Source organism: Streptomyces sp. NPDC029466 (assembly GCF_055574515.1).
Genome location: NZ_JBVHZH010000037.1, coordinates 28,596 through 51,460, shown reverse-complemented (window position 1 = coordinate 51,460; position 22,865 = coordinate 28,596). Strand labels below are relative to the sequence as shown.

General features: G+C 72.1%; 17 protein-coding genes. 9 read left to right on the top strand and 8 right to left on the bottom strand.

Annotation, left to right across the window (positions count from 1 at the left end):
• Positions 1 to 85: 85 nt before the first annotated feature.
• Positions 86 to 1,426, bottom strand: coding sequence for an MFS transporter (locus ACZ4XD_RS25945; protein WP_468045868.1), 1,341 nt, complete (start codon positions 1,424 to 1,426; stop codon positions 86 to 88).
• 350 nt (positions 1,427 to 1,776) lie between these two features.
• Here ACZ4XD_RS25945 and ACZ4XD_RS25940 point away from each other — a divergent pair, with 350 nt between their 5' ends.
• Together ACZ4XD_RS25940 and ACZ4XD_RS25935 are read left to right on the top strand one after the other, a co-directional pair.
• Positions 1,777 to 3,174, top strand: a complete 1,398-nt coding sequence (locus ACZ4XD_RS25940; RefSeq protein ID WP_468045866.1) for a hypothetical protein — start codon at positions 1,777 to 1,779, stop codon at positions 3,172 to 3,174.
• 93 nt (positions 3,175 to 3,267) lie between these two features.
• Positions 3,268 to 4,095, top strand: coding sequence for a hypothetical protein (locus ACZ4XD_RS25935; protein WP_468045864.1), 828 nt, complete (start codon positions 3,268 to 3,270; stop codon positions 4,093 to 4,095).
• Here the strand turns inward: ACZ4XD_RS25935 and ACZ4XD_RS25930 are convergent.
• Positions 3,989 to 4,573, bottom strand: a complete 585-nt coding sequence (locus ACZ4XD_RS25930; protein ID WP_468045862.1) for an NUDIX hydrolase — start codon at positions 4,571 to 4,573, stop codon at positions 3,989 to 3,991. The genes ACZ4XD_RS25935 and ACZ4XD_RS25930 overlap by 107 nt on opposite strands.
• Positions 4,574 to 4,711: 138 nt before the next feature.
• The gene (locus ACZ4XD_RS25925) at positions 4,712 to 5,413 is read right to left on the bottom strand and encodes a bleomycin resistance protein (protein ID WP_468045860.1); all 702 of its coding nucleotides are present in this window, start codon (positions 5,411 to 5,413) and stop codon (positions 4,712 to 4,714) included.
• A gap of 114 nt (positions 5,414 to 5,527) precedes the next feature.
• Here ACZ4XD_RS25925 and ACZ4XD_RS25920 point away from each other — a divergent pair, with 114 nt between their 5' ends.
• Positions 5,528 to 6,376, top strand: coding sequence for an SDR family NAD(P)-dependent oxidoreductase (locus ACZ4XD_RS25920; RefSeq protein WP_468045858.1), 849 nt, complete (start codon positions 5,528 to 5,530; stop codon positions 6,374 to 6,376).
• Here the strand turns inward: ACZ4XD_RS25920 and ACZ4XD_RS25915 are convergent.
• On the bottom strand, positions 6,369 to 7,790 hold the full coding sequence (locus tag ACZ4XD_RS25915; protein WP_468045856.1) for an aldehyde dehydrogenase family protein: 1,422 nt from the start codon (positions 7,788 to 7,790) through the stop codon (positions 6,369 to 6,371). The two genes, ACZ4XD_RS25920 and ACZ4XD_RS25915, sit on opposite strands and share 8 nt — an antisense overlap.
• Before the next feature lie 152 nt (positions 7,791 to 7,942).
• A complete protein-coding gene (gene def / locus ACZ4XD_RS25910) occupies positions 7,943 to 8,605 on the bottom strand; it encodes a peptide deformylase (protein ID WP_468045854.1) in 663 nt (220 codons plus the stop codon).
• A gap of 112 nt (positions 8,606 to 8,717) precedes the next feature.
• On the opposite strand from def, the gene ACZ4XD_RS25905 reads away from it, so the two are divergent.
• Positions 8,718 to 9,296 (top strand): helix-turn-helix domain-containing protein, encoded by a 579-nt coding sequence (locus ACZ4XD_RS25905; RefSeq protein ID WP_468045852.1) that lies wholly within the window; start codon positions 8,718 to 8,720, stop codon positions 9,294 to 9,296.
• A gap of 183 nt (positions 9,297 to 9,479) precedes the next feature.
• Here ACZ4XD_RS25905 and ACZ4XD_RS25900 read toward each other — a convergent pair whose 3' ends face one another.
• Positions 9,480 to 11,297 carry an ABC transporter ATP-binding protein gene (locus ACZ4XD_RS25900; protein ID WP_468045850.1) on the bottom strand — a complete coding sequence of 606 codons (1,818 nt, stop codon included), beginning with the start codon at positions 11,295 to 11,297 and terminating at the stop codon, positions 9,480 to 9,482.
• A gap of 123 nt (positions 11,298 to 11,420) precedes the next feature.
• On the opposite strand from ACZ4XD_RS25900, the gene ACZ4XD_RS25895 reads away from it, so the two are divergent.
• Both ACZ4XD_RS25895 and ACZ4XD_RS25890 read left to right on the top strand, forming a co-directional pair.
• On the top strand, positions 11,421 to 11,879 hold the full coding sequence (locus ACZ4XD_RS25895) for a MarR family winged helix-turn-helix transcriptional regulator (protein WP_468045848.1): 459 nt from the start codon (positions 11,421 to 11,423) through the stop codon (positions 11,877 to 11,879).
• Between the two features lie 83 nt (positions 11,880 to 11,962).
• Entirely contained in the window at positions 11,963 to 14,893 is a 2,931-nt protein-coding gene (locus tag ACZ4XD_RS25890) for an FAD-binding and (Fe-S)-binding domain-containing protein (RefSeq protein ID WP_468045846.1), read from the top strand.
• Between the two features lie 72 nt (positions 14,894 to 14,965).
• On the opposite strand, the gene ACZ4XD_RS25885 is transcribed toward ACZ4XD_RS25890, so the two are convergent.
• Positions 14,966 to 16,336, bottom strand: coding sequence for an alpha-amylase (locus ACZ4XD_RS25885; RefSeq protein WP_468045844.1), 1,371 nt, complete (start codon positions 16,334 to 16,336; stop codon positions 14,966 to 14,968).
• A 331-nt stretch (positions 16,337 to 16,667) separates the two neighbouring features.
• Between ACZ4XD_RS25885 and ACZ4XD_RS25880 the strand changes: the two genes are divergently transcribed.
• A complete protein-coding gene (locus ACZ4XD_RS25880) occupies positions 16,668 to 18,098 on the top strand; it encodes a Gfo/Idh/MocA family protein (protein WP_468045842.1) in 1,431 nt (476 codons plus the stop codon).
• 126 nt (positions 18,099 to 18,224) lie between these two features.
• Here the strand turns inward: ACZ4XD_RS25880 and ACZ4XD_RS25875 are convergent, their stop codons facing one another.
• A complete protein-coding gene (locus tag ACZ4XD_RS25875; RefSeq protein ID WP_468045840.1) occupies positions 18,225 to 18,980 on the bottom strand; it encodes a hypothetical protein in 756 nt (251 codons plus the stop codon).
• Between the two features lie 277 nt (positions 18,981 to 19,257).
• Between ACZ4XD_RS25875 and ACZ4XD_RS25870 the strand changes: the two genes are divergently transcribed.
• Together ACZ4XD_RS25870 and ACZ4XD_RS25865 are read left to right on the top strand one after the other, a co-directional pair.
• The gene (locus ACZ4XD_RS25870) at positions 19,258 to 21,057 is read left to right on the top strand and encodes an ABC transporter transmembrane domain-containing protein (protein WP_468045954.1); all 1,800 of its coding nucleotides are present in this window, start codon (positions 19,258 to 19,260) and stop codon (positions 21,055 to 21,057) included.
• Positions 21,054 to 22,835, top strand: a complete 1,782-nt coding sequence (locus tag ACZ4XD_RS25865; protein WP_468045838.1) for an ABC transporter ATP-binding protein — start codon at positions 21,054 to 21,056, stop codon at positions 22,833 to 22,835. The genes ACZ4XD_RS25870 and ACZ4XD_RS25865 overlap by 4 nt, the downstream gene beginning before the upstream one ends.
• Positions 22,836 to 22,865: the final 30 nt, after the last annotated feature.

Genomic DNA, 22,865 nt, shown 5'->3' with positions numbered 1-22,865 from the left:
TGTGGTTACCCCCCCCCCACCCCCCCCCCCCCCCCCCCCCCCCCCCCCCCTTCCCCCCCCCCCCCCCCCGCCTTCGTGTCCGCGGCTACTTCTCCAGCTCCCGCCGGGACGTCTCCGGCAGCGTCAGATAGACGAGGAACGACACCAGACACAGCCCGGCCACGTACCAGGGGAAGAGATCGGCGTGGCCGGCCTGCTTGAACCAGGTGCCGACATAGGGGGCCGTGCCGCCGAAGAGAGCGACGGTGAGCGAGTACGGGAAACCGATGCCGGCCGCGCGCACCCGCGCGGGGAACACCTCGGCGTTCACGGCCGCGGCGATCGAGGTGTATCCGGTGAGCAGCACCATGCCCGCGCACTGCACCAGCAGGAGCGAGACGAACGAGTCGGTGACCAGGTGCAGCAGCGGAACGGCCAGGACAGCGAAGCCCAGGGCGAAGCCGAGCAGCAGCGGTTTGCGGCCGATGCGGTCCGAGAGCAGCCCGCCGAGCGGCTGGAGCAGCGCGAAGAAGATGAGCGAGAGGGTCCCGACGGTGAGCGCCTCGCCCTTGTCGAAGCCCACGTTGACCTGCGCGTAGGTGGGCAGGTAGGTGGTCCAGGTGTAGTAGGCGATGGTGCCGCCCGCGGTGATACCGCAGATCAGCAGCGACTGGCGGGGGTGGCGGCGCAGCGCCTCGAAGAGGCCGGGGCGATCGGCCGCCCGCTTTTCATCCGGGGTCTCCCCCGCTCGGACGGAGGGGAGAGCTTGCGGAAGGGTCTCCTGGGCGCCGCGCCGGATCCACAGTCCCAGCAGGCTCAGCAGTGCGCCGATCAGGAAGGCCACCCGCCAGCCCCACTGTCCCATCTGCTGCTCGGTGAGCAGCATCGCGAGCAGCGCCGCGGTCCCGGACGCCAGCAGCTGGCCGGCGGTGGTGGACACGTACTGGAAGCTGGAGAACAGCCCGCGCCGGCCGGGCCCCGCCGATTCGACGAGGAAGGTCGTGGAGGCGGCGAACTCCCCGCCCACCGACAGGCCCTGGACCAGGCGGGCGAGGACCAGCACGAGCGGGGCGAGGACGCCGGTGGTCGCATAGGTGGGGGTGAGCGCGACCAGCAGGCTGCCGCCGCCCATCAGCAGGATGGTGAGGGTCAGTGCGGTCCGCCGGCCACGGCGGTCGGCAATCGCACCCATCAGCAGTCCGCCGACCGGCCGCATGAAGAAGCCGACCGCGAAGACCGCGAACGTCGAGAGCAACGGGACCAGGGAGTTGCCGGCGCCCTTCGGGAAGACCTGCTCGGCGAAGTAGACCGCGAGGAAGGAGTACGCGTACCAGTCGTACCACTCGACGGCGTTGCCGATGGAGGCCGCGGCCAGCTGCCGCAGCCGCGACGGCGGGCGGGCGCTGTCGGGCGCCCCGGCCTTGGCTATGTGTTCGGCGTTCGGCATGGTCCTCCGCTCCCGGTTCTTCTCCTCGCCCTGCTGCGGTGATCATGTCCCGGGTAAGCGGCCGGCCGCCAGGGGTTGGCGTGGCCGAAAGGAGAAGGCAACGTGCGCGTAGCACGGGCGGCGCTCGCGAGGCACGCGGCGTGGCTGGGCGTTCGCGGCGTTCGCGGCGCCCAAGACGTCCGGGCTGACCCGGGTTCGGGGGCCGCGGCCCGCAGGCCGGGCCGGGGATACCGGCCGGGAAGGGCTGCGACAGGTGTGCGACCCCGCTGTCAGTGGGGATTCCTACACTGATCGGGCTGCCCTTCGCACAGGCCGTGCGGGGGCGCGCGCCCGGGGGGAGGGAGCAGCAGATGGTGCTGCGGCAGGACTTACCACCACAGCGTTCCGGTGCGGCCGACCGCGCGCCCGTGGCGGATCCGGGCCCGCCGACCGACGCCGCCCCGCGGGCCCTGGCGCCGGCCCGGCTGCTGCCGTGGCTGGGGCGGCTGGGTGTGCCGGCCGCCGCGTTCGCCGTGTTTCAGGCGCTGTTGGGGATCCTGCCGCAGAATCTCGCGGGCGAGGCGGCGCGCTACTGCGTGGCGGCGACCGCCGGGTGCGGCGTCGGCGCCGTGGTGTGGCTGGCGGCGGCCCTGCTGCGGGCCCGCGCCGCGACCGCCTCCGCCGTACCACCGCCCGCCCCCGTGCCGGCGCCCGCCGGGTCGCTGCCGGAGCTGGTGGACGGCACCTACCAGGCGCTCCGGCGCGGTCTCACGGTGATCGAGGTGCCCGGCCGCGGACCGCTCACGGGCTGGCCGCACTCCCTCGCGGAGAGCGAACCGCCGGTGCATCCAACGGCGTTCGGCACGGCGTACGGGCTGCATCTGCTGCTGGACATCGCGCCCTGCGACGGCCGAATACGGGCCGGTGAGGTGGCCGAGACACTGTGGCGGCTGCGGCTTCCCGGTGGCGGGTGGGCCGCCCGTTCCCAGGGCAGCGGGGCGCGCCCCGAGGTGTCCGCGATCGTGCTGGGTGCGCTGGCACGGGCCGGTGCCGATCCACGGCTGCTGGAGGCCGAAATACGGTCCTGCGAGGTGCTGTGGGACCCGGACCACGACGCGTCGGGGCTGGCGAACACCTATGTGGTCACCAATGTGCTGCGGGGGCTGCTGCGGGCGGCGCCCGGGGCCGTCGCGCTGGACGGACTTCGGGAGGTGCTGGTCAATGGCGCCACGGCCGATCCGGCGCGCGGCCACCACCGCTGCTGGGGCGCGGCGCTGGCAACCGGCCACGGCAATCCGGCCCCGTCCGCGGTGCACACCGCGCGGGCGGTGGTGGCGCTGGACCGGGCCGCACGGGTTCTGGGTGAGGACGAACGGCAGCGTGCGGTGCGCGAGGAGGGGCTGCGCTGGCTGCTGGCCGGCCCGGCGGCGCCAGGGGGCGGCGCGTCCGATCTGCTGAACTGCCAGGAGGAGGTACGGCGGCCGGTGGAGGAGGATCCGCTGCATCAAGAGCTGCTGTCCGTACGCCACTTCGGGGCCGCGTGGGTGGCCCGTGCGCTGATGACGGATGGTGCCCGGCAGGTGGCGGCCGAGGAGGTGGGGTTGCCGGTGTGGGAGGCGCAGCTGACCGCTGCTGTGGCGCGGGTGCACGGTATGCAGCAGGGCGGGGTGTGGCGGTGGGACGACGGACCCATGGGCCATCCGGTGTGGATGGCCTATCAGGGCCTGTCGGTGCTGCGGCGGTACGCCCTGATGGTCTACCGGCCGTGAGGCGGCCCGGGTTCCGACGGGCGGGGTGCTGTCCTGGGCCGGTTCGGCTCGGGAGACGGGTGCGGGCCGGGGATCGGCGAAGGGGAGGCGGAGATGCAGGTCGAGGAGGCCCGGCGGCTGCTGGTGGAAGAGCTGGGCGCGGGGCCGGAGCCGCCGTCGCCCGAGTCGGCGCGCCGGGTGACCGCCCAACTGGCGCACCCCGGCACGCTCGGTCCGCTGGTGCGCCGATTATCCGTCGGCGATCTGGAGCTCGCGGAGTGCGTCCGGCTGTCGTACCGCCATGTGCTGGGCTTCGACAAGCTGTTGCTGCTGCCCGGTGCTCCCCGGTTCATGCTGCGGATCCACTTCTGGCACGGCGCGGCCGGCGCCGTCTCCGAGGACATCCACAATCACCGCTGTGCGATCGCCTCGGCGGTGGTCCGCGGCCGGGTGCGGATGGAGTGCTACGAGCCGGCCGCGGACGGTGTGCCCGCGGTCGCCTACCGGGAGACCATCGACGGCCCCGGCGGGGCCTGGCGCCTGCGGCGGGTCGGCGACGCACGGCTGCGGCTGCTGCGCACCGAGCAGTACGGCGCCGGGCGGAGCTATGGCCTGGCCGCCCGTACGCTGCACCGGGTGGTGAGCGAGGAGCCGACGGTGACGCTGTTCCTGGAGACCGCCCCACAGCGGTCGGTGACCGATGTCTATGTCAGGAGCCGCGGCCGTGTCAGGGACTGCGGCTCCGTCAGGAACATCGGTGATCCTGGCCGGACCGGCGGCGCCGGCCAGGCCACCGGCACCGGCCGGACCGGCGAGGCGCCGGCCGGCGGTGCGGTCAGGGCAGGCGCCGCCGAACGCGGGGATCCACCGCCCAAGACTCCGCTGTCGCCGGCCGTCTACCTTGCTGAACTCGACGCTCTGGCAGCCTCTTTGGGCTATTGAAAGGGGGCGGGCCCGGGTGCCCGAAGCGGGCCGTCATGGCGCGGAGCCCGGCGGCGTCCAGCCGGCCGCCGAGCGCCTGCCGGATCACCGTGAGGTTGTACGCGTCCACCCCGGCCTCGGCCAGCTCGGCGGGCCGCACCCACCGGAAAGCCTGGTCCGGGCTGGGCAGGACGACATCCAGGGTGAGCGGGCGGACGACGAAGTTCTCCTGATGGTTGTGGACGCGGCGGCCCCGGTAGTCGCTGAGGAAGCTGGTCGAGCCGGTGTGCGCGACGATGGTGCCGAGCAGCCCGGTCTCCTCCTTCAACTCCCGCAGGGCACCGCTCTCGGCGGACTCCCCGCGATCGAGCTTCCCGCACGGCACCCCCCAGGCGCCGGGCAGAAATCGCTCGCGGTAACTACGGCGGACGATCAGCACACGGGCGTGGTGCACCACCACCGCCGCGGCCAGATACGTGTCGGCTGCAATCTGGTTCATCGGACTTCTCGCAATCCGAAGAGACGGGCCTCAGGCCCGTGGCGGACGTCCACCGTACCGGCGATGAATCACCGGCGGACCGGTTCCGGAGCACCTGACACCCAGGCTTCCGGGCCCCCGGAGCGGCGGCACAAGCCCCTACCCCCGCAACTCCTCAAGACGTGCCAGCTCGTCGTGTACCGACTCCCGTTCCTGTGCGGTGAGGTGGACCGCGGCGGCCTCGGCGAGGGCGGAAGCGGAGGCCCGGTCGTCACCGAGGCGCCCGGCGACATCCGCCCGGAGTACGAGGAGGCGGAGCCGCTGCACGGGCGTGGGTCGCTCGTCCGCCATGTGCAGCACTCGGTCGATGATCTTCGCGGCGCCCGCGGGGTCGTCCTTCGAGTCCGCGAGGAGGGCCGCGTGGTGCAGGGCCCGGGAAAAGGTCCCCTTCGGTGCGGGCCGGTGGTGGTGGTCATCGCTGATCTGCTGCCCGATGCGCAGGCAGTTGCCGCCCGGATCGGTCACGAGGAACTGCCGCATACCGTGCGAGGTGTCCTTCAGCGACCCGATGCGCGGCAGTCCGCGGGTCGGGATTCTTCCGTACGCCGCCTTGAGCCCGGTCCGGAAGTCCTCGTGCAGCCCGTCGATGTCATCGGTACGGATATAGCAGGTGCTGTATGACTCCGCCGGGTCGTACCCCTTCATCCCGAAGAAGTGCAGCTGGATGCCGCCGCGCTGCACGACCGCGTACGGATTGGGGCTCTTCTGCTGGAAGGTCACCTCGAACCCGAGGACGGTGTAGAAGTCGAGAACGGGCTGGAGGGTCGGGCACGGCAGCATCGGAATGGTGTTCTCGGTCATGGTCGGGGAGTCTAGTCAAAGTTGAGTAGTGAGGGCGAGGGGTTTACTGGTGGTGGAGACACCAGGTTCAGCACACACTGTCGGTCATCGCGCCCTGCCCGCAGGCTGGTTGCCATGACACGACGCACCACCTTGATCACCGGCGCCACCCAGGGAATGGGCCGCGGCCTGGCACTCGATCTCGCCGCCCGCGGGGGCACCGTTCTGCTGCACGGCCGCGATCCCGCCCGTCTCGGGAAGGTGGCGGCCGAGGTACGCGCCGCCGCCCCCGGCTCCACCGTCCGCACCTACCTCGCGGATCTGGCCGACCTCGACCAGGTGTATGCGATGGCCGACCGGATCCGGGCGGCGGAGCCCCGGCTCGACGGAGTGATCAACAACGCCGTCGCCGGAGGGGGCACCGAGCCGCTCCGGCGCGAGGTGAGCCGGCAGGGACATGAGCTGCGGTTCGCCGTGAACCACCTCGCCCCGTACGCCCTCACCCGTGCGCTGCTGCCGCTGCTGACCGCCTCGGCACCGGCCCGCGTGGTCAATGTCGCCTCGATCGGGCAGGAGGCCCTCGACTTCGACAACCTCATGCTGGAGCGGGACTACGAGGGGCTGCGCGCCTACTGCCGGAGCAAGCTCGCGCTGATCATGGCGACCTTCCACCTGGCCGCCGAGCTGGCGGGGACCGGCGTCACGGTCAACACACTGCACCCGGCCCATCTGATGGACACCGACGGAGTGCGCGCGTACGGGCTGACTCCGGTCACCGGCATCGAGGAGGGGGTGCGCCCGACCGTCCGTCTGCTGCTCGATCCGGATCTCGACACCACCACGGGCCGCTACTTCGACCAGTTCACCGACACCCGGGCACATGCCCAGGCGTACGACATCGACGCCAGGGAGCGCCTGATGCGGCTGACCCACACCCTCATCGACCGGCCGGCTGCCGGACAGCCGTCACCGCGCCTCAGATGATCCGGCGCAGCAGCCGCTCCTTGGCCGTGGTGAAGGGCGGATAGACGGCCCGCACGGTGTCGGGGCGGAGCGGCTTGTCGAGAACGGCCTTGACGTTGCTGAACGTCTCGACCGAGTGCCGTCCGTGGTAGCGGCCGAGGCCGCTCTCGCCGACGCCGCCGAAGGGCAGCCCGGGGACGGTGAGATGGGCGTGCGGCAGCCCGAAGCCCACCGCGCCGGAGGAGGTTTCGGTGAGCAGCCGCCGTCTGGTCCGCCGGTCGGTGGTGAAGGCATAGAGGGCGAGCGGCTTGCCGTGGGCGTTGATGAAGGCGAGCGCGGAGTCGAGGTCGGGCATGCGCAGGATCGGCAGGAGGGGGCCGAAGATCTCCTCGGCCATGACGGGGGCGTCCGGTGCGACATCGGCGAGCACCGTCGGGGCGATGTAGCGGGCGGCGCGGTCGTGTCCGCCGCCGGTCACCACCCGGCCGTGGCCCAGCAGCGCGGTGAGCCGGTCGAAGTGGTGGTCGTTGACGATACGGCCGTAGTCGGGGCTGCGGGCGGGGTCCGGGCCGTACATGGTCCGGACGGCCTCGGTGAGGTGCCGCTCCAGGGCGTCGGCGGTGTCACCGATGGCCAGTACGTGGTCGGGAGCCGTGCAACTCTGCCCGGCGTTGAGGAACTTGGCCCAGGCGATCCGCCGGGCCGCGGTGGCGAGATCGTCCCCGGGGCCGACAAGTACGGGGCACTTGCCGCCGAGTTCCAGCGTGACGGGGGTGAGATGGCGGGCGGCGGCCGTCATCACGACGCGCCCCACGGCACCGTTCCCGGTGTAGAAGAGGTGGTCGAAGCGCTGCTCCAGCAGCGCGGTGGTCTCCCGGACCGCGCCTTCGACGACGGCCACGGCGTCCTGGTCGAGGTAACGCGGCAGCAGCCGGGCCAGCTCGGCCGAGGTCGCCGGGGCCAGCTCGCTCGGCTTGAGCACCGCGCAGTTCCCCGCGGCCAGCGCGCCCACCAGCGGCGCCAGCGAGAGCTGGACGGGATAGTTCCACGCACTGATGATCAACACCACGCCGAGCGGTTCGCGCACCGTCCGCGCCCGCGCCGGGAGCAGCGCCACGGGGACCGGCACGCGCTGCGGGCGCAGCCAGCGGCGCAGATGGCGCAGCGTGTGATCGATCTCGTTGGTGACGAAGCGCACCTCGGAGGTCAGCGTTTCGACCGGGCTCTTCCCCAGGTCACATCGTAGCGCCTCGACGAGTACGGGACCTTGCTCGGTCAACAAGGCGTGCAGGGCCGTTAGTTGACGGCGCCGCCAGCTCAAGGGCCGGGTCCGGCCGGTACTGAAGGTGTCCCGCAAGCGGGCGACGGTCCGCGCCGCCGCGTCGTTCGCGTCCGCCGCGCCCTGGGCCCTCTCGGCGAACAGGTGGTTCCGCACTGTGCCCCCTCCTCAGCAACGCAACGGTGCGTTGCGTTGCGAGGGTGACGGTAGCGCCCCAACCCCCCGTACGCAACGCACCGTTGCGTTGCGGCGCGACAGTTATGACTCTCGCACGAGGACCTGGGCCGGCAGCAGGGAACCGCCGCGCCTCACCGGCCCGGACCGGCGGCCTTGAGCGCCCGCCGGGCGAAGACGTCCTCGCGGCGGTCCTCCATCTGCCGCAGGGCGTCCTTGCGGTCCCGCTTGGAGAGCCGGTCAAGGTAGGTGTGGCCGATGAGGTGATCCGTTTCGTGCTGGAGGCACCGGGCGAAGTAGCCCGTCCCCTCGATGACGAGCGGGTGGCCGTCCTTGTCGAATCCGCGGACGACGGCACGGTCGGTGCGCGGAACCGCCATGGTGGCACCGGGCACGGACAGACAGCCCTCGAAGTCGTCAATGAGCCGGCGGCTCCCTGGATCGGGCAGCTCCAGCACCGGGTTGACGAGGTGGCCGACATGCCGGACCCCGGCGTCGTCCGGGCAGTCATACACGAACAGCCGCAGATCGACGCCGACTTGGTTGGCCGCCAGGCCCGCGCCGTCGGCCACATACATGGTGCGGAACATGTCGTCGATCAACGCCGACAGCTCCGGGGTTCCGAACGCGGTCACCTCCCGGCACCGACGGCTCAGCACCTCCTCCCCCACCACCGTGACCCGGCGCACCGCTCCCCGTTCCGCCTCCGCGGGCAGCGCCGGATACGAGTCAACCGGCCGGCCCTGCAGCCGCACCCGCCGGTCGACGGGACCGGACCGCTCGTGACGAACAGGCATGACTGTCTCCCCTTTTGCGCACGCCACAGATGCCGCGGAGGTCACCGCGACGGAATACCGGCAGCAGGACTGCCGCTTGCCAACTCCTTTGCAAAGTAGCAGACTTTGCAAAGTGACCGAAGATGACCTCAACGCCCCGGACGAGCGGACGGCCGGTACCGACGGCGCATTGCGCGAGCACGAAGTCCGCACCGCCCTGTTGGACCTGCTCGCCGAAGTCGGCACCGTCACGGCCACCGAAGCCGCCTCCCGGCTGGGCTACAGCTCGGGGCTCTGCTCCTTTCACCTGCGGCAGCTCGCCCGGCACGGATACGTCGAGGAGGCACCCCACAGCGGGGGCCGCGCACGCCCCTGGCGCCTGCGGCAGCACACCCCCGCTGCCGACGGACCCATGGAGAAGCAGTTCGGCGATCTGGCCCGGGGGCTGGAGGACGAGAGCTGGCAGCGGTGGCTGACCCAGCGGGAGGAGGCACCGCCCGCATGGCGCCACGACGAGGCCTTCAGCGCCGTCACCTACCTGACGCCCGAGGAGATGAGCCGGGTCGCGGACGTGATCCGGCGGGCGCTCGCGCCTTACCAGGACCGCGAACAGCGCCCCCTGGCCCGGCCCGACGGCGCGCTGCCGGTGGCCCTCATCACGCGACTGTTCCCGCTGCTTCCCCACCCGGGAGACGGCGCGGAGCGGGACTGAGGAGCCGCCGGCCGTCCCACTGGACGACCGGCCCCGTCCGTACGGTGCCCGAAGCGGAAGGCGGTGACCGGCAAGGGCCGGCGGGAAGCCGGAGCTGACACGGCTTCCCGCCGACGATTGAGTGCGGCGGCCACCCCGACCAATGAACTGGCCGCCGCGCCTTCGACCTTACCCGTGGGTCACTTACGGGGTCATCACTTGCTCGGCGACGGGGGTGAGGTATGCGTCACGCCGTACCAGCGCCGCATAGCGCCCGTCCGCGGCGAGCAGCTCGTCATGGGTGCCGCGCTCGGCGATCCGGCCGGCGTCCAGCACGACGATCTGGTCGGCGTCGCGGACCGTGGACAGGCGGTGCGCGATGGTGAGGGTGGTGCGGCCCGCGGACAGCTCGTCGATGGCCTGCTGTACGGCGTGTTCGGTGCGGGTGTCCAGGGCGCTGGTCGCCTCGTCCAGGACGAGGACCGGCGGGTCCCGCAGAATGGTGCGGGCGATCGCGAGGCGCTGTTTCTCGCCGCCGGAGAAGCGGTAGCCGCGCTCGCCGACGAGGGTGTCGTAGCCGTCGGGGAGGGCGGCGATGTGGTCGTGGATCTGGGCGGCCCTGGCGGCGCGTTCGATCTCCTCGTCGGTGGCGTCCGGTTTGGCGAAGCGGAGGTTGTCGGCGACCGAGGCGTGGAAGAGGTAGGTCTCCTGGGAGACCACGCCGACCGAGCGCGCGAGGGTGTCGAAGTCGAGGTCGCGGACGTCCGCGCCGTCGAGGGTGACCCGGCCGCCGGTCACGTCGTAGAGCCGTGGCACGAGATAGCTCAGGGTGCTCTTGCCGCTGCCGGTCGGGCCGACGATGGCGAGGCTGCCGCCGGCGGGGACGGTCAGATCGATGCCGTCGAGGGTGGCGGCGGCCTCCGGGTCGTAGCGGAACGTCACGTTCTCGAAGCGGACTTCGCCCCGCGGGGCCGGGATACGGACCGGCTCGGCGGGTTCGGTGATGGCGACCGGCAGATCGAGGTATTCGAAGATGCGCTGGAAGAGCGCGAGTGAGGTCTGTATCTGCACGCCGGTGGACAGCAGCGAGACGGTGGGACGCAGCAGGCCCTGCTGGAGCGAGACGAAGGCGACCAGGGTGCCGAGGGAGAAGACCGGGCCGCCGAACTGGAGGACCAGACCCGCCGCCCAGTAGATCAGTGCGGGCATGGCCGCCATGACGATCCCGATGGTGGCCATCCGCCAGCGGCCGGCCATGTTGGCGCGGACCTCCAGGTCGACCAGGCGCTCGGATTCGCCGGCGAAGGTGCGGGTGAGGGAGTCGGCGCGGCCCATCGTGCGGCCGAGCAGGATGCCGCTGACCGAGAGGGACTCGGTGACCATCGCGGACATGGCGGCCATCTGCTTCTGCCGCTGGGTGGTGATCTTCTTGCGTTCGTTGCCGACCCGGCGGCTGATCCAGACGAACAGCGGAAGCAGCAGCAGCGAGACGAGGGTCAGCCGCCAGTCGAGGGCGAGCATGGCGCAGACGGTGGCGAGGACGGAGGTCAGGTTGGAGACCAGGGAGGTGGCGGTGGAGGTGACCGTCGCCTGCATGCCGCCGATGTCATTGGCGATCCGGGACTGGACCTCGCCGGTGCGGGTGCGGGTGAAGAAGGCCAGTGGCATCCGCTGGAGCTTGGCGTAGACCGCGGTGCGCAGATCGTGCATCACCCGCTGGCCGACGGTGGTGGACAGCAGGGTCTGCAGCACACCGAACACGCTGGTGGTGACGGCGGTGACGATCATGCCGAGGGCGAGCAGGGTGAGCAGTCCGGTGCGCCGGCCGGGGATCGCCACGTCCAGGATCTCGCGGAGGAGGAACGGGGAGGCGACCGAGACCAGCGAGGAGGCGCCGACGAGCAGGCCGACGAGGGCGAGCCGGGCGCGGTAGGGGCGGAAGAGCGCGAGGATCCGCCGCAACGGGACCGGCTTTCCCGGGTCCTTGGGCGGTGGGGTCCACTGGGGTTCGTCGCTGCGCATGGGCTCCTTCGAAGGGGTGCGGAAGACAGGTGGTGCAGACGGGCGCACAAGCATCGTGGAGCTTAGCTCATTGTTACCTAAGCTCACAATGAATAAGATCCTGCTGTCCGCTATCCTCGCGGTATGCCCTCCCCCGAGCCGACGGTCAGCACCACCAACCTCGCCGAGCAGCTGGTACGGCTGACCCGCCGGATGCACCGCGCCCAGAAGCACCATCTGGAGCACCTGGACCTCGCCTTCACCCCCGCGCAGTCCCGGCTGCTGCGGATCGTCGGCCACTACGGCGACACCCCGCCACGGATGGCCGACCTCGCCGAGCGGCTGGAGGTCGTCCCCCGCGCGGTGACCACGCTGGTGGACGCGCTGGAGGACCGTGGCGCGGTGCGCCGGGTACCCGATCCGGCCAGCCGGCGGGTGATCCGGATCGAGCTGACCGACACCGGCCGTTCCACACTGCGGGCGTTGCGCAGTGCCCGGCGGGCCGCGGCGGAGGAGATCCTGGCACCGCTCACCGCCGAGCAGCGCGAGGTGCTCGGTGAACTGCTGTCCACCCTGGTCGACGGACCGGGGGCCGCGCAGTGAGCCGGGGCCGGTCCGGTGGACCGGTGGTGCACACCGTCCCACCGGACCGGCCCTGACACCCAGTCAACCGGAGGAGTGCCGCCATGCCCCTGCTGGAGCCGGACCCCCAGACCCTGCGGCCCACCGCCCCCGGCGGCCCGGCCCCCGACCGGGTGGCCGGCCCGCGGGCGTCCGGCACCCCCGAGCCGCTGCGCGGTGACCTGATCGCGCTGCTCGGTGCGGACAAGGTGCTCCACTCGCTCTCCGACCTGGTCCGCTATGCCTCCGACGCCAGCCCGTACCGCTTCGTACCGCAGGTCGTGGTGGTGGCCGAGGGCCTCGACGACATCTCCGCGGTCTTCTCCTACGCGCACGGCAAGGGCCGCAAGGTCGTCTTCCGGGCCGCCGGGACCTCGCTCAACGGGCAGGCGCAGGGCGAGGACATCCTCATCGACGTACGCCGGCACTGGACCGGCATCGAGGTGCTCGACGGCGGGGCCCGCGCCCGCATCCGGCCGGGCACCACCGTGCTGCGCGCCAACACCACGCTGGCCCGCTACGGCCGGCTGCTCGGGCCCGATCCGGCCAGCGCCGTGGCCTGCACGCTGGGCGGCGTGGTCGCCAACAACGCCTCCGGTATGACGGCCGGCACCACCCGCAACTCCTACCGGACGCTGGCCTCGGCCACCCTCGTGCTGCCCTCGGGCACCATCGTCGACACCGCGGAACCGGATGCCGACGCGGAGCTGGCGCACGCCGAACCGGCGCTGTGCGCGGGCCTGCTGGCGCTGAAGGCGGAGATCGAGGCGGATCCGGAACTGGTGGCCAGGATCCGCGCCAAGTACGAGATCAAGAACACCAACGGCTACCGCCTGGACGCCTTCCTCGACGGCACGACACCCGTGGAGATCCTGCGCGGCCTGATCGTCGGCTCCCAGGGCACCCTCGGCTTCCTGGCCGAGACCGTCTTCGACACCCTGCCGCTGGACCGGTACACCTCCAGTGCGCTGCTGTTCTTCCCGACGCTCGGCGCCGCGGCCGCGGCCGTACCGCGGTTCAACGCGGCGGGCGCACGGGCCGTGGAGCTGATGGACGGCAACACGCTGCGCGCCTCGGTGCGGGTGGCCGGGGTGCCCGCCGACTGGGCGGCGCTGCCCAAGGAGACCACCGCGCTGCTGGTGGAGTTCCGGGCGCCCGACGAGGCGGGCCGGCAGGCGTACGAGCGGGCCGCGGCGCGGGTGCTGACGGAACTGGAGCTGGTCGCGCCGGTCCCGTCGGTCACCAATGCCTTCACCCGGGACGCGGGGGCGATCGGCGGCTACTGGAAGGCCCGCAAGGCGTTCGTGACGGCGGTGGGTGGCTCCCGGCCGCCCGGGACGACGCTGATCACCGAGGACTTCGCGGTGCCGCCGGCCCGGCTCGCCGAGGCCGGGACGGCCCTGCTGGAACTCCAGTCCCGGCACGGCTTCGACGCGGCCGTGGCGGGCCACGCCGCACACGGCAATCTGCACTTCCTGCTCGCCTTCGACGCCTCGGAGCCGGCCGAGGTGGCGCGCTACGCGGCGTTCATGGACGAGTTCTGCCGGCTGACCGTGGAGCGCTTCGACGGATCGCTGAAGGCCGAGCACGCCACCGGCCGGAACATCGCGCCGTTCCTGGAGCTCGAATGGGGCCCGCGGGCAACGGAGTTGATGTGGCGGATCAAGGAGACCGTGGACCCGCACGGCATCCTGGCGCCACGCGTCCTGCTCGACCGCGACCCGCGGGCGCATCTGCGCGGTCTGAAGACCCTCCCCCGGATCGAGGCCCGCGCCGACCCGTGCATCGAATGCGGTTTCTGCGAACCGGCCTGCCCCAGCGGAGACCTGACCACCACACCCCGCCAGCGGATCGTGCTGCGCCGCGAGATGCTGCGCCAGCCGGCCGGCTCCCCCGTCACCACCGCACTGCTCGGCGCCTATGGCTATGACGCCGTGGACACCTGCGCCGGCGACTCGGTCTGCCAACTGGCCTGCCCGGTGGGCATCGACACCGGCGCCCTGATGAAGGACTTCCGGCACCTGCGGCACACTCCGCGCGAGGAATGGATCGCCGCGCAGTCCGCCCGGCGGTTCAAGGCCGTCGAGCGGGGGGCGCGGCTGGCGGTGGCCGCCGCCGGCCGGATCGGCGACCGGCTGCTGCGGCCGGTGACCGGCGCCGCCCGTAAGGCCGTACGCCCCGACCTGGTGCCCGAGTGGCTGCCGCGGATGCCCGGCGCGGCGCCCCGTACGCGGCCGGTGACCCGGCGGGCGGGCGCGGTCGCGGTCTACTACCCGGCGTGTGTGAACCGGATCTTCGGGCCGCCCGCCGGGTTCCCCGGGCTGTCGCTGCCCGAGGCGGTGGTGACGGTGTCGCGGCGGGCGGGCCGCCCGGTGTGGATCCCGCCGGACGTGGCCGGCACCTGCTGCGCCACGATCTGGCACTCCAAGGGGTACCGGCGCGGCACCGAGGTGATGGCCAACCGCATCGTCGAGGCAGCCTGGGGGTGGACCGCGGGCGGCCGGCTGCCGCTGGTGGTGGACGCCTCCTCGTGCACCCTGGGCCTCGCGCATGAGGTCGTGCCGTATCTGACGCCCGGCAATCGCGCGCTGCACGAGGAGCTGACCGTCGTCGACTCGGTCGTCTGGGCCGCCGAGGAGCTGCTGCCCCGTCTGGAGACGGTGCGCGCGGTCGGGTCGGCGGTGCTCCATCCGACCTGCGCCATGCAGCACTTGGGCAACGCGGCACAGCTGCGCCGGGTCGCCGGGGCCTGTGCGCGGGAGGTCGTGGTGCCGGACGAGGTGGGCTGCTGTGCGTTCGCCGGGGACCGCGGGATGCTGCACCGGGAGCTGACCGAGTCGGCCACCGCGAAGGAGGCGGCGGAGGTGACCGCGCGGCACTTCGACGCGCATCTGTCGGCGAACCGGATGTGCGAGGTCGGGATGGACCATGCGACGGCGGGCCGGGGCTATCACTCGGTCCTTCAGGCGCTGGAGCTGGCCACCCGGCCCGCCTGAGGGTGTCGCCGGGCGGCGTCCGGCCCGCATCCGCCGGAGCGTCAGGCCCACCGGCGGATGCGGGAGTGGGGGTCAGCGCGCGACGTGCAGCGCCACCGCTCCCCTGGCGGGGACCGAGAGCTGTGCCTTGCCGTCGTCTCCTACGGTGACCGTGTGGCCGTCGCACGAAGACGGTGCGGCCGCCACGACATTGCAGTAGGTGCCGGCGGGCAGTGAGGTCGCGAAGGTCTGCTTCAGCTCCCCGGCACCGTTGTTGAGGGCGACGAACCCCTTGCCGTCCCGGCCGAAGGCGATCGCGCTGCCGCCGTTGTCCCACCAGTCGGTCAGCTTCGCCGAGCCCACCGCGTTACGGAAACCGACCATCCCGGTGACCGCCCGCTTGGCGTGCTGACGGGTCCAGCCGTTGTTGCCGCTGGGCGGTCCGGCGTCCTTGTCGGACCACTCGTAGCCGGAGTAGACATTCGGCGACCCGTAGGGCGAGGCGAGCATGAAGACATGGGCGAGCGTGTATGCCGCGCCGTCCTTGTAGGTGAGCGTCGAACCGTTGCGCTCGGTGTCCCAGTTGTCGACGAAGGTACGGGCCTTGTCGCTGCCGAGCTTGCCGTCCGCGACGGACTTGAGCTGGGCGAGATTGCCACCCTGGAAGGCGCTCTTGAGGTGGTGACCGTAACGGAACTCGTCCACGTCGCCGTTGCCGGTGTACTCCTCGGGCTGCACCGCCTCACCGGCGCCGTGGATGACTTCCTGCACCCAGTAACCCGGGGCGCGCATCTTGCTCTTGATGGCGGCGAGGTCGGCGGCGGAGATGTGCTTGGCGGCGTCCACCCGGAAGCCGTCCACGCCCAGTGACCGCAGGTCGTCGAGGTACTTGGCGAGGGTGGTGCGGACGTAGTCACGGCCGGTGTCGAGGTCGGCGAGGCCCACCAGTTCGCAGGTCTGGACGTCATTGCGGTCGCCGTAGTCGGAGATGCTCTTGCGGCAGCCGTGGAAGTCCTGGTCCTGATAGGTGCCGGGGTAGTCGTACTTGGTGTACTTGGTGCCGCCGGTGCCCGTACCGGAGCCGGCCGCCATGTGGTTGATGACGGCGTCGGCGACGACCTTGACGCCCGCTCCGTGGCAGGCACGGACCATCGAGGCGAACGCGGCCCGGTCGCCCAGCCGTCCGGCGATCTTGTAGCTGACGGGCTGGTAGGAGGTCCACCACTGGTCGCCCTGGATGTGCTCGGAGGCCGGTGAGACCTCGACATGGCCGTAGCCGGCCGGGCCGAGCTCCTCGGTGCAGGCCTTGGCGACGTCCGCGTACTTCCACTCGAACAGCGTGGCGGTGACGGTCTTTTCGCCGGGCGGGGTGGCCTGGGAGGACCACGGCGCGAAGGTGGCGAGGCCGGCCGCGGCCAGCACACCGGCCAGCGCCCCGCCCAGCACACGGGAACGTTGCTGCATCTTGCGGCTCCTTGGTCATGGGGCGCGGCAGCGCGCACCGCGCCCACGAGAGCAGCCACGCGCCGGGCCGCCGTGGGGGGATTTCCGTACCGGAGCCTGCCGTTTGCCTTGTGGACACGTCAAGGCTTTCTGCAAGGCTTTTCAGTGCCTTGCGAAAGGTCGTGACGGCGGCGCGTCCGGCCTTGCCGTGATGGATCCGCTCTTGCGGCAAAGAGTCCAAGCGTGCCGTAACAAGAGTCCAATCGGCCCTCTTGTGCCTCGGGCCGACGGCCGACAGGGTCCTGACCGAGGTTCACGTATGCCCCGGCACCCCACCGTTCCTGGAGGACCGATGAACGAGGCACCATCGCAGAACCACGACCCCAACGAGGCCGGTCCGAGCCGCCGTTCGGTCCTGTGGACCGCCGGTGCGGCGGGCGCCGGACTGGGGCTCGGCGGCCTCTCGGCCGGACCGGCCGCGGCGGCCGCACCCGGCGCGGCAGCTCCCGCGACCGCCGCGGCGGCGCCCCGCGCCACCGGCCGGACGATGATCGGAGTGCCCTTCGAGCGGCGCGGCACCGTACGCGTCGGCATCATCGGCCTGGGCAACCGGGGCGGCAGCATGATCGACCTGTTCCTCGCGGTGCCGGGCGTCCGGGTCGTCGCCCTGTGCGACCCGGTGAAGGAGAAGACCGCCAGGGCCGCCAAGAAGGTCACCGACGCGGGGCAGCCGGCGCCCGCCGTCTACACCAAGGGCGACCATGACTTCGAGAACCTCTGCAAGCGCGGCGACATCGACTTCGTCTACGCGGCCACGCCCTGGGACTGGCACTTCGACATGGCGAAGACCGCGATGCTCAACGGCAAACACGTAGGCGTGGAATGCCCCCTGGCGCTGCGGCTGAACCAGCTGTGGGAGCTGGTCGATCTCTCCGAGCGCACCCGCAGACACTGTATGCAGCTGGAGAACTGCTGTTACGGCAAGAACGAGATGCGGGTGCTGCGGATGGCCCATGCCGGCCTGTTCGGCGATCTGCTGCACGGCGCCGGCGCGTACAACCACGATCTGCGCGGCCTGATGTTCGACCCCAAGTACTACGAGGGGCCCTGGCGCCGGCTGTGGCACACCCGGCTGCGCGGTGACCTCTACCCCAACCACGGGTTCGGTCCGGTCGCCAACTACATGGACATCAACCGCGGCGACCGCGCCGTACGCATCTCCAGCTTCGGCACCCCCGCGCTGGGTCTCGCCGCCTACCGCAAGGAGCACATGCCGGCGAACGACCCCAGCTGGAAGGAGTCGTACATCGAGAGCGACCGGACCATCAGCCTCGTCCAGACCGCCAAGGGGCGGGTGATCCGGCTGGAGCACGATGTCTCCACCCCGCACCCCTACAGCCGGATCAACAGCCTCGGCGGCACCAAGGGCGTCTTCGAGGACTATCCGGAGCGGATCTATATCGAGCCGGACCAGAGCAACGACGAGTGGGGCGACTTCAGCAAGTACGCGGAGTGGGACCACTGGCTGTGGAAGGAGCACGCCAACCCGCCCGGCGGGCACGGCGGCATGGACTACATGCTGGTCTTCCGGCTGATGCAGTGCATGCGGCTGGGCCTGGTACCGGACTTCGACGTCTATGACGCGGCGACCTGGACCGCTCCGGTGCCGTTGAGCGATCTGTCGATCAAGGCGAAGGGCGCGCCGCAGGAGATTCCCGACTTCACCCGCGGGCTGTGGAAGAAGGCCCGGCCGGGGATGGATTCGAAGAAGCCGGAGGAGTAAGAGGGAGCGGCGCTCCGGGGCCCGGCGGGCGGTGGTGGCGCGCCGGCCGGGCCCGGCCCCGTCCCCGGCCCCGGCCCCGCCCCGGCTTCGTACGTCCCGTACGTCCCGTGCGCTCCGTGGCGCCGCTCAGGCCGCGAGGTGCGCCTTGTCCCCCATGACGATGACGGGGTGCCGCGCCGGATCGAGGGCGCGCAGCAAGGCCCGCATCCCGGCCTTCGGGACGCTGACGCAGGCGGATGTGCCGCTGCCGTGGTCCAGATGCAGCCAGACCCCGCCGCCCTTGGACTGCCCCTGCGGCCGGGTCGGGTCCAGCGGGGAGGTCCCCTTGACGCGGTTGTAGTTGATCGCGACGACGTAGTCGAAGTCGTGGCGGGTGTTCTTGGACCAGTACGACGGCGGGGTGAACGCCGAGGAGTGGGTGTAGGGCAGCTTGGCGCCGGGGTCCGGGAGCACACCGCCCGCATCGGTCAGCGGGAACACGCCCACGGGGCTGCGCTTGTCCCCCTCGTGATGATTCACCGTCCAGCCGCGCCGGCCGTTGTGCCCGCCCCAACTCGCCTTGCGGTCCCAGCCGTTGGCGTTCTTGTCGTAGAGGACGACGGTGGCGTCGGCGGAGTTCACGCCCGCGCCGTAGACCGCCACCACCTGCCGGGAGGCGGCCGGGATCCGGGACCGCAGGGCCGTGCCGACCTCGGGGATGTTCTTGAGGTGTGTGGTGGACGACCCGCCGCGGGCCGGGCCGCCGGGGCGCTCCCCCTTCGCCGCACCGTCGTCCTTGCCGCCGCCGTCCCGGCCGCCGCCCGCACCGCCACAGCCCGCCAGAAGAACCAGCCCCGCCGCGGCCACCGCCGCCGTCCGTATCGCACTGCCCGCTGTCCGCATGGCCCCATGGTCGCACCCTGCATCCGACGCCCGGTCAGCACTCGCCCGCCGCGCACCGACCACCGGCCACCAGTCACCAGCCGCCAGCCGCCAGCCGCCAGCCGCCGCACGATTGTCCGAATCGCGTGGTCACAGCGGAAAAAACCGTTTGAAATCCGCCCAGTCCGCGGGCCAATCTTCCAGGACCTCCACCGGCGACGAGACATCCGCGGAGGGGCATTTCGCCTGCCGGGACGGCCTGCTGCCGCCCCTTCACCACGACTCCGGCTGGGACACCATGCACCTTCGTGACCTTCCGCACCCCGACCCGGGCGTCCCGGACGTCCGTACGGGCGGCGCCTTCCTCCGGTGGCTCTGCCGCCGGCAGCTCGGCGGCCAGCTCAAGGCCCTGGCCTGGGGGCTGGTGAACATCGGCGCCATCGCCGCCTCCCCGCTGCCGGTGGGCCTCGCCGTGCAGGCCGTGGTGGACCGCGACGGCGGGCGGCTCCTCCTGGCCGGCGGCCTGATCCTGGTCCTGGGCGCGCTGATCGCGGCCGGCGATACCATGCTGCACCGCGCGGCCGTGACCAACTGGATCACCGCCGTGGCCCGGATGCAGCAACTGCTCGCCCGCAAGACCACGGAACTGGGCTCGGTCATGACCCGGCGGGTGGCGGCCGGCGAGATCGTCACCGTCAGCACCGGCGACCTGGAGAAGATCGGCTGGTTCGTCGAGGCCCTCTCCCGGTTCGCTGCGGCAGCCCTGACCACCCTCGGCGTCTCCGTCGCCCTGGCCTTCTACCAGCCGGAACTGGGCATCCTGGTGGCCGTCGCGGTACCCGTACTCGCGCTGGCCGTCCTGCCGCTGCTGCCGCCCGCCACCCGGCGCGCCGACGCCCAGCGCGAGAAGGCCGGCCAGGCCACCGAGCTGGCCTCCGACACCGTCGCCGGGCTGCGGGTGCTGCGCGGCATCGGCGGCGAGGAACTCTTCCTCGGCCGCTACCGCAGCGCCTCCCAAGAGGTACGCAAGGCCGCCGTCCGCAGCGCCCGGATGTGGGCCCTGATCTCGGCCCTCCAAGTACTGCTGCCGGGCCTGCTGCTCATCGCGGTGGTCTCGTACGGCGCCCGGCTCGCCCTCGACGGCACCATCGCGGTCGGCGATCTCGTCACCCTCTACAGCGCGGTCACCTTCCTGCTCTTCCCGCTGCGCCGCTTCGAAGAGATCGCCCAGGCCTACTCCTTCGCCAAACCCTCCGCGAAGCGCACGGCCCGCGTCCTGTCCCAGCACCGCCCGGCCGGCGGACGGACCGGGGACCGCGGGACGCCGCCCACCGGCGCGCTGCACGATCCGGTCAGCGGTCTGACCGCCCCGGCCGGCCGGCTGACCGCGGTGGTCTGTGGCGACCCCGACGCCGCGGGCCGGCTCGCCGAACGCCTCGGCGGACACCCGCCGCGGGCCGACGAGGACGGCGCGGACGGCGCCGGGCTGTCCGTCGTCCTCGGCGGCACCCCGCTGGACGACCTGCCACGGGACACCGCCCGCAGGGCCGTACTCGTCCAGGACAAGGACCCGATGCTGCTCTCCGGCACCCTCGGCGAGCTGCTGGACGTCCCGGCCTCCGGGCGGGTGGGCGCCACGGACGCGCTGGCCGCGGCCCAGTGCGGCGATGTGCTGACCGCGCTGGCCCAGGCCTCGGTGGACGACTCGGGCGACCCGATGCGGACCTACATCACCGAGCGCGGCCGGTCGTTGTCCGGCGGGCAGCGACAGCGGCTGGCACTGGCCCGGTCGCTGGTCACCGACCCGGAGGTGCTGGTGCTCGACGAGCCGACCAGCGCCGTCGACGCCCACACCGAGGCCCGGATCGCCGACGGTCTGCGGACGATCAGGACCGGCCGGACGACGGTCGTGTTCACCTCCAGCCCGCTCCTCCTGGACCGGGCCGAACAGGTGGTGTTCCTCCAGGAGGGCAAGGCCGTCGCCACAGCCGGCCACCGCGAACTGCTGCGCAGCCACCCCGCCTACCGCGCGGTCGTCACCCGCGAAACGGACCCCGAGCCGGCGCTGTCGACCGGCCAGATCGAGGAGACCGCATGATCGGCCTGGCGCCTCCGGCATACGATCCGAACGCCCCGCAGACCCTTACGACGCTCCCCGTCGGCTCACCGGCCACCGTCCGCAGCTACGTCCGCGGCCTGATCCGCCGTCACCGCACCGCGTTCACGGTACTGATCGCCGTCAACGCGGCCGCGGTGATCGCCTCCATGGCCGGCCCGTATCTGCTCGGCGGCATCGTCGAGGACCTGTCCGCGGGCGCCCGCGATATCCCCCTGGGGCGCACGGTCGCGGTGTTCGCCGTCGCGCTGGCCGCCCAGACGGTGTTCGTCCGTATGGTCCGGCTGCGCGGGGCGATGCTCGGCGAGCGGATGCTGGCGGATCTGCGGGAGGACTTCCTCGTACGGTCGGTGGCGCTGCCGCCGGGCGTACTGGAGCGGGCCGGCACCGGCGATCTGCTGTCGCGGATCACCACGGACATCGACCGGCTCTCCAGCGCGATGCGCGAGGCCGTACCTCAGCTGGCCATCGGCGTGGTGTGGGTGGCGCTGCTGATCGGCGGGCTGACCGTGACCGCGCCGCCGCTGGCCCTGTCCGTGCTGATCGCGCTGCCGCTGCTGACCGTCGGCTGCCGCTGGTACTACAAGCGGGCGCCGGGCGCCTACCGTTCGGAGTCCGCCGGGTACGCCGCGGTGTCCGCCGTGCTCACCGAGTCCGTGGACGCGGGGCGTACGGTCGAGGCCCACCGGCTGGGCGCCCGCCGGATCGCGCTGTCGGAGCGCCGCATCCGGGAATGGACCCAGTGGGAGCGCTACACGCTCTATCTGCGCTCGGTGCTCTTCCCCGTCATCGATCTGTCCCATGTGCTGCTCCTGGCCGCGGTGTTGCTGCTCGGCGGCGCGTTCGTCCTGGAGGGCTGGATCAGCCCCGGGCAGCTGACGACGGGGGCGCTGCTGGCGCAGATGATGATCGATCCGGTCGGCATCATCGTGCGCTGGTACGACGAGCTCCAGGAGGCCCAGGTGTCCATCGCGCGCCTCGTCGGCGTCCGGGAGATCGCCCCGGAAGCCACCGACGCGGACCGGCATCCGGACGGCCGGGAGGTCCACGCCGACGGGGTGAGCTTCGGCTACCGTCCGGACGTCGACGTGCTGCGCGAGGTCTCGCTACGGGTCCGCCCGGGGAGCCGACTGGCGCTGGTCGGTCCGTCCGGCGCCGGCAAATCGACGCTGGGCCGGCTGCTGGCCGGTATCTACGGGCCCCGGGTCGGCAGTGTCACCCTGGGCGGCGCCGAGCTCTCCAGGATGCCGGCCGAGCGTCTCCGCGAGCAGGTGGCGCTGGTCAACCAGGAACACCATGTCTTCGTCGGCTCGCTCCGCGACAACCTCCTGCTGGCACGCACCGGAGCGGCCGATGCCGAACTGTGGGCCGCGCTCGGCGCGGTGGACGCCGACGACTGGGCGCGGGCCCTGGACAAGGGGCTGGACACCGAGGTCGGCTCGGGCGGACACACCCTGACTCCCGCCCAGGCCCAACAGATCGCGCTGGCCCGGCTGGTACTGGCCGATCCGCACACCCTGGTGCTGGACGAGGCGACCTCCCTGCTCGACCCACGGGCGGCCCGCCACCTGGAGCGCTCACTGGGAAGAGTGCTGGACGGCCGTACCGTGGTGGCCATCGCGCACCGCCTGCACACCGCACATGACGCCGATGTGATCGCGGTCGTCGAGGAGGGCCGGATCAGCGAACTGGGCAGCCACGACGAACTGGTCGCCGCCGACGGTGCGTACGCGGCACTCTGGCGGTCCTGGCACGGCTGAGGTGGGGCCCGGCCGTGGCCGGTCGTTGCT

What these genes read in the sequence shown, in the direction of transcription:
- ACZ4XD_RS25945 (WP_468045868.1), bottom strand. Translation starts at nt 1,426, where the DNA reads ATGCCGAACGCCGAACACATAGCCAAGGCCGGGGCGCCCGACAGCGCC.
- ACZ4XD_RS25940 (WP_468045866.1), top strand. Translation starts at nt 1,777, where the DNA reads ATGGTGCTGCGGCAGGACTTACCACCACAGCGTTCCGGTGCGGCCGAC.
- ACZ4XD_RS25935 (WP_468045864.1), top strand. Translation starts at nt 3,268, where the DNA reads ATGCAGGTCGAGGAGGCCCGGCGGCTGCTGGTGGAAGAGCTGGGCGCG.
- ACZ4XD_RS25930 (WP_468045862.1), bottom strand. Translation starts at nt 4,573, where the DNA reads ATGAACCAGATTGCAGCCGACACGTATCTGGCCGCGGCGGTGGTGGTG.
- ACZ4XD_RS25925 (WP_468045860.1), bottom strand. Translation starts at nt 5,413, where the DNA reads ATGACCGAGAACACCATTCCGATGCTGCCGTGCCCGACCCTCCAGCCC.
- ACZ4XD_RS25920 (WP_468045858.1), top strand. Translation starts at nt 5,528, where the DNA reads ATGACACGACGCACCACCTTGATCACCGGCGCCACCCAGGGAATGGGC.
- def (WP_468045854.1), bottom strand. Translation starts at nt 8,605, where the DNA reads ATGCCTGTTCGTCACGAGCGGTCCGGTCCCGTCGACCGGCGGGTGCGG.
- ACZ4XD_RS25900 (WP_468045850.1), bottom strand. Translation starts at nt 11,297, where the DNA reads ATGCGCAGCGACGAACCCCAGTGGACCCCACCGCCCAAGGACCCGGGA.
- ACZ4XD_RS25895 (WP_468045848.1), top strand. Translation starts at nt 11,421, where the DNA reads ATGCCCTCCCCCGAGCCGACGGTCAGCACCACCAACCTCGCCGAGCAG.
- ACZ4XD_RS25890 (WP_468045846.1), top strand. Translation starts at nt 11,963, where the DNA reads ATGCCCCTGCTGGAGCCGGACCCCCAGACCCTGCGGCCCACCGCCCCC.
- ACZ4XD_RS25885 (WP_468045844.1), bottom strand. Translation starts at nt 16,336, where the DNA reads ATGCAGCAACGTTCCCGTGTGCTGGGCGGGGCGCTGGCCGGTGTGCTG.
- ACZ4XD_RS25880 (WP_468045842.1), top strand. Translation starts at nt 16,668, where the DNA reads ATGAACGAGGCACCATCGCAGAACCACGACCCCAACGAGGCCGGTCCG.
- ACZ4XD_RS25875 (WP_468045840.1), bottom strand. Translation starts at nt 18,980, where the DNA reads ATGCGGACAGCGGGCAGTGCGATACGGACGGCGGCGGTGGCCGCGGCG.
- ACZ4XD_RS25870 (WP_468045954.1), top strand. Translation starts at nt 19,258, where the DNA reads ATGCACCTTCGTGACCTTCCGCACCCCGACCCGGGCGTCCCGGACGTC.
- ACZ4XD_RS25865 (WP_468045838.1), top strand. Translation starts at nt 21,054, where the DNA reads ATGATCGGCCTGGCGCCTCCGGCATACGATCCGAACGCCCCGCAGACC.